7 protein-coding genes are annotated in these 5,849 nt (G+C 68.4%); all 7 read right to left on the minus strand.

Features of this window, described 5'->3' with window-relative positions; translation table 11 throughout:
• Nucleotides 1–1,132 (minus strand): acetyl-CoA C-acyltransferase (locus AC36XV_RS12845; RefSeq protein ID WP_492204084.1); only part of this gene is annotated, 1,132 nt, incomplete at its 3' end.
• A complete protein-coding gene (locus AC36XV_RS12850) occupies nt 1,129–1,608 on the minus strand; it encodes a nuclear transport factor 2 family protein (RefSeq protein ID WP_492204085.1) in 480 nt (159 codons plus the stop codon). The genes AC36XV_RS12850 and AC36XV_RS12845, both read right to left, overlap by 4 nt.
• Nucleotides 1,609–1,648: 40 nt before the next feature.
• A complete protein-coding gene (locus AC36XV_RS12855; protein ID WP_492204086.1) occupies nt 1,649–2,563 on the minus strand; it encodes an MBL fold metallo-hydrolase in 915 nt (304 codons plus the stop codon).
• Complete coding sequence (locus AC36XV_RS12860) at nt 2,556–3,416, minus strand: 3'-5' exonuclease (protein ID WP_492204087.1); 861 nt, start codon at nt 3,414–3,416, stop codon at nt 2,556–2,558. The genes AC36XV_RS12855 and AC36XV_RS12860 overlap by 8 nt, the downstream gene beginning before the upstream one ends.
• Entirely contained in the window at nt 3,413–4,627 is a 1,215-nt protein-coding gene (locus AC36XV_RS12865) for an arginine deiminase (RefSeq protein ID WP_492204088.1), read from the minus strand. Before AC36XV_RS12865 ends, AC36XV_RS12860 begins: the two co-directional genes overlap by 4 nt.
• Nucleotides 4,624–5,268, minus strand: a complete 645-nt coding sequence (locus tag AC36XV_RS12870) for a redox-sensing transcriptional repressor Rex (protein ID WP_492204089.1) — start codon at nt 5,266–5,268, stop codon at nt 4,624–4,626. The genes AC36XV_RS12865 and AC36XV_RS12870 overlap by 4 nt, the downstream gene beginning before the upstream one ends.
• A gap of 52 nt (nt 5,269–5,320) precedes the next feature.
• Nucleotides 5,321–5,849: ribosomal RNA small subunit methyltransferase A (locus AC36XV_RS12875; protein ID WP_492204090.1), on the minus strand; the 529-nt coding region annotated here is incomplete at its 5' end.

The raw sequence follows: 5,849 nt of genomic DNA on the forward strand, positions 1-5,849 counted from the left end.
CGCGCATGGCGTACAGGAGCGTCGTCAATATCTTCGCGCCGGAGGCGCCGATCGGGTGCCCGAGAGCGATTGCTCCGCCCCGGACGTTCACCCGTTCCATGTCCATGCCGAGCGCCCGCGCATCCGCGATGGCCTGAACCGCGAACGCCTCGTTGGCCTCGATCAGACCGTAGTCGTCGATCGAGGTACCCTCGATCTCCATGAGGCGCCGCACCGCGTCGATCGGCGCGAAGAACAGGTCGCGAGGCGCCGTGGCGCCGACCGAATATGCCGTTACGCGACCGAGGATGTCCAGACCGCTAGACCGCGCGTAAGCCTCTGAGACGACGACGGTAGCGGCGGCGCCGTCGTTCAGGCCGGGCGCGTTGCCGGCCGTGACCGTGTGCTCCTCCACCTCGGGAGGCGCATCGGCGGCGAACGCGGGCCGCAGCCGTCCGAGGGCCTCGACCGTCGTATCACGACGCGGTGGCTCGTCCGTGTCCACCACCGTCGTGCCCTTCCTGCCGGCGATCTCCACCGGAATGATCTCGGCTCCGAACTCGCCGGCGTCGATGGCGGCGACCGCCTTCATGTGGCTCTGGTAGGCGAACTCGTCCTGGTCCTCCCGGCTCACGCCGGCCTTCCAGGCCGTGTACTCGGCGTGGCCTCCCATGTGGCACTGCCCGAAGGAACACCACAGGCCATCGTGGATCAGGGCGTCCGTGAGCGCGCGGTCTCCGAACTTCACGCCACCCCGGTATCCGCGGAGCAGATAGGGTGCATTGGACATCGACTCCATTCCGCCCGCCACCGCGACCTGAAGATCGCCGGCCCGAATGGCCTGCGTGGCCAGCATGACGGCCTTCAGCCCCGATCCGCACACCTTGTTGATCGTGAGCGCAGGGATCTCCGGCGGCAGGCCGGCCCCGATGGCCGCCTGGCGTGCCGGGGCCTGGCCGACTCCGGCCTGGACGACGTTTCCCATGATGACGTCCTGGATATCGCCGGCCGGAACGCCGGATCGTTCGACCACGCCTGCGATCGCCCTGGCCCCGAGCTCGGCCGCCGTCAGGGCCGAGAGTCCGCCCAGGAAGCGGCCCGTCGGCAGCCTGGCCGCTCCGACGATCACCGCGGTTCGTTCCTGATCACTCATTTCAGCCACTCCTCGCAACCCTGCTGCCGCCGCGTGTCTACGATCCCCACGATCCGCCACTCCTCTCCGACCCTGGCGATCTGGAACACGTTGACGCCGCAGTGCGACAGGTTGCCGTTGTAATGAAAGGCATAGGGTGTGAACACCGTCGCCAGGTGATCATCGATCCGGACCTCCGCCGGCCCGATCTTCTCGTCGAGGGCTCCGGGCTCGGCCTCTCCGACCATCTGAACGAATCGATCCACCTCTCCGAATCCCACCGACGGCACGCCGCTGCGCTCGCCGGAGCTCGCCATCTGCCGCAACTGCGGATGGAACAGCTCCCGTACCGCCGCAGAATCGGCCTGGCGCATGGCGTCGAACAGTGCCCCGACGACCGCCTGCACTTCGTCCTCCGGCTGCTGAGCCGAGGCCGGGGGGGCTCCGAACACCAACAGCACCACCGTCATTACGGCCGCCATCGAACTCCTGTTCATCGATCCTCCTCCGCTGAACGCGTACTGCACCCTGGCGACATCACCTCTCCCCGGGTTCCGCTCCCGGGACCAGCGCGTGGTCGACCCGATCGGCGAGATCGCACCCCGTTCCCCGCGCGGGAGGCTCCACCGCACGACCCCAGGCCGTGAACGGATCGTGCTCGAACGCCAGCCACCACCCTTCACGGCCGGCGTGGGTCAGCAGCTCCCGCTTGCTCTCCAGAGTGACCAGAGGTTCTACGTCGTAGCCCATGATCCAGGGCAACGGCAGGTGCGCGGTCGTCGGGACCAGGTCGGCAAGAAACAGCAGCTGCGTGCCGTCACCGAGGTCCACGAGCACGGACTGATGGTGAGGCGTGTGACCCGGAGTGTGGATCAGCCGCACGCCGGGAACCACTTCGACGCCATCCGGCACGAGATCCAGTCGACCGGCCTGCGCGAGAGGCTCGAAATTGGCGGCCATGTAGCTGGCCCGAATTCTCTCGTTGTCCCGGCGGGCGAACCGGTACTCCCCCGCGCTGACCACGTATCGGGCGCCCGGAAACGCCGGGCGGATCTCTCCGTCGGGGTCCAGACGCGTACCGCCACCGGCGTGATCGAAGTGCAGGTGCGTGGCCACGACCACGTCGATGTCCGCGGGCAAGATTCCCAGCGCGGCCAGCGAAGACTCGAGGCGGGTGGGCGCCCCGTCGTTCACCACCCCGTAGATCGACCTGAACTTCTCGCCTTCCTTGTTGCCGAGACCGGTGTCCACCAGGACCGTCGTCTCGTCCGTCTCCACCAGGAGGCAGCGCATGGCCAGCGGGATCCGGTTCCGCTCGTCCGCCGGACTTCGACGAGCCCACAGGGGCTTCGGGACGACGCCGAACATGGCTCCGCCGTCGAGCCACAGGCTACCGGCATCGATCGCCGTGACCCTCCCCCTCGAACCCTCTAGCCGCACCGCCTCAGGCACTCTGGCTTCCCTCCATCCGTATGGCCGGCCTCTTCACTCCGCCGCGTCCGGCGATCCAGTCCTCGAGTTGATCCCAATACAGGATGCCCTGCCGATCGGCCGCCTCCAGCATTCGAGTCAGGATGACCGCCGTCGCTCGCGCATCGTCGCCGGCGCGGTGCCGATTCTCGATCTCCAGGTCGTAATACCGGGCCAGCGAATCGAGGCCGCGCCGCCGTAGACCCGGCAGCACCCGTCGCGCCAACCGTACGGTACACAGCTTCGGTCCGTCCGGGAGTACGGCGTCCGCAAGCCGCAGTTCTTCGGCCACGAAGCGCCAGTCGAACATGACGTTGTGCGCCACGAACACGCGGCCTTCCAGCACTTCGCGAACCCGTCCGGCGATGTCTCTGAAGCGGGGGGCGGACGCGACCATGTGCGGTTCGATTCCCGTCAGGCGGGTCACCCAGCGAGGAATCCACGCCTCCGGGTTCACGAGGGTCGTGTATTCCCCCTGGACCTGCCCCCTTTCGACGAGAACGGCCGAGAACTCTACGATACGGGCTCCCCGCTGAATGGAGCTGCCCGTGGTCTCCACGTCCACGACGGCGAACGACAGGTCCGAGAGTCGCGCGCGGCCGGCCGCCGCTTCGGCTCCGGTGAGGCTCCACACACCCGCGGCGTCGACCGAAAAGCGCACGTCCTCCCCAAGCAGATCGAAGACGAGCCGCGAGGCGAGGCCGGGAGGGGCCTGTCGGAGCCCGAACACTTCCCGGGCCAGCTCGCCGGTCCCGGTCGGCGCGCGGCCGACGGTCTCGAGCGCCCGGCGCACGAGGGGCGTATGGGCCGTGAACCGGAGCCCGTCGGGACTCACGTTTCCCCTCTCCGCACGGGCATGGTCATGCAGCGCGGCCCTCCTCCTCCCCGAACGAGCTCCGATCCCTCGAAGCCGATGACGAAGCGGTCCGAACCCACCGTTTCGACCTCACCGGCGAGGAATTCCCTCGCCCCGAGCACCCGGAAGCCTCCCTCGGCCGCCAGCGCCTCGAGCGTATGCTCGTTCCGATCGTACGCCAGGACCTGGCCGGGCCCGACCGCGAAGAAATTGCACCCGCTGGCCCACTGCTCCCGCTCCTGCATGGTGCGCCGGCCCCCTCCGCACGGAATCGGGTGGAGTGGGAGATCCAGGTCCTCGAGGGCCGAAAACAGGCTCCCGGTCTCCTGGACTCCCGTCGCTCCCTTGCGGATGCGCAGGACGGGCAGTCGCGTCGGTCCGATGAAGTACGGCGGAAAGACGCAGCAGAGGTCCCGGTCCAGCATCGTGAAGATCATGTCCAGATGGATGGCGGCCCGGTGCGAGGGCAGGAGGACGACCAGGATGTCGGTCACCTCCGTGACCCGGAACACCTCGGCGGCGAGGGCATCGATCCCGGCCGCCGTCGTACGCTCGGACATGCCGACGGCCAGGAGGTCCCGCCTCAACACGTGAACGTCTCCTCCCTCGAGGCGGACGTTGAGGCGCCTCTCGTGCGCACCGTCGAACAGAATGCCGTTGTTGGCGAGGGCGGGGTGCGTGCGGAACAAGGTCCAGGCGATGACCTCTTCGCTCCACCTCACTTCGTGCTTCATGGAGGCGACGATCACGTGCTCCCCGACCACCGCCGCCGAGTCGCGCGTGAAGAAGAGGTTCGGAAGAGGTGGAAGAGTGTAGCCCGCTTCGTTGACCAGCCGGGCCAGAGCCCCGCCGGAGGATTCCTCTCCCTCGATGATGAGCCGGGCCACATCTTCGGGGTCGGCCTCGGAGGCACTCCATTCGACCGCCGCGTCCGTGTGCCGGAACAGGTAGTCGCGCGCTTCCGGCTCGGCGAGGGCCTCGGCCAGCAGGTCCGACATCTCCAGCACCGTGGCGAACCGTGAGAGGACCTGCGTGAACACCCGGTGCTCGCGACGGGCGAACTGCAGATCGAGGATGTCGTCGAACAGGTAGTCGGCACGATTCCCCGGCGTCACCACGGCCAGCTCCGGACCGGGCGTGTGGCAGATCACGGTCTCGAGAGCCCCGATCTCGCTGTGTACCGAGATCATTCCACGGCCTCCGGGGCCGAGGCCGCCGTGAGCATGTAGCAGAGCCCCTCGAGCTCCAGCGTCACGTCCACTTCCCGAACGGCGACATCGTCCGGCAGCCGCAGCTTGATCGGGGCGAAGTTCAGGATGGCCCGTGCACCCGCGCGCACCGCGCGGAGCGCCACGGCCTCCGCGACCTCCTGGGGAGTGGCCACGATGGCGATGGACACATCGAGCGCCGCGAAGGTCGCTTCCAGCTCCCCGAGCGGTCGCACCCGGATGCCATCGATGTCCTTGCCCACCTTCGAGGGATCCACGTCGAAGGCCGCGACCACATCGAAGCCCCGGTGCGCGAACATCTCGTAACCGAGCAGGGCGGATCCGATCCGGCCCGCCCCGAGTACCGCCACGCGCCACCGGCGCGTGAGGCCGAGGATCTCCTCCAGCCGCGTCCGCAGGTCCGCGATGGGGTACCCGTGGCCCCGCTTCCCGAAGGAACCGAAATGGCTCAGGTCCTTTCGCACCTGGGCCGCCGTAGTTCCGGTCGACTCCGCCAGCTCGCGGCTGGAGATCACCGTCTCCCCCTGCCCGTCGAACCTCCGGAGGCGGCGCAGGTATCGGGACAGCCGGCGAACGGACGAATCGGAGATCTTGCGTGTCATGGCTTCGCTTGTGAAAGGGCTCACAAGAACATACGGGACGCCCCGGCTCTTCTCAACTCGATTGCTTCCCCCCACGGGACCCACCGGGCGACGCGGCCCGCAGGGCTGCCGCGAGGTCCAGAAACTGCTGTGGCGACAGTGCCTCCGGACGGGCTGTGGCGGGTATCCCGAGGCGGTCGAGGAGCTCGGGCAGTCGGCTCTCGAGAGCACCGTACTCGGCCGACGAGCGCAGAATGCCTCCGATCTGCTTCCGGCGCCGGGAGAAGGCCAGTCGAGTCAGCACACGGAGGTCCTGGAGGTCGCGTTCGGAGGGGAGCGCGTCGCGCGGCTCGATCACGACCAGCGCCGAGTCCACCGCGGGAACCGGACGGAAGGCCCGCCTCCCGACCCGGAACGCGATCCTCGCGTCGGCCCGGGCCTGTACCCCCACCGACAGGGCTCCATAGACCCGGTTGCCCGGCGTGGCGGTCACCCTCTCGCCGACCTCCTTCTGCACGAGAAGCACGAGCCGCCGCGGAAACGGGTCCAACTCGAGCAGCCGGAAGAGAAGAGGGGACGTGATGCCGTAGGGCACATTCGAC

The sequence above is a fragment of the Candidatus Benthicola sp. genome (assembly GCF_058719085.1).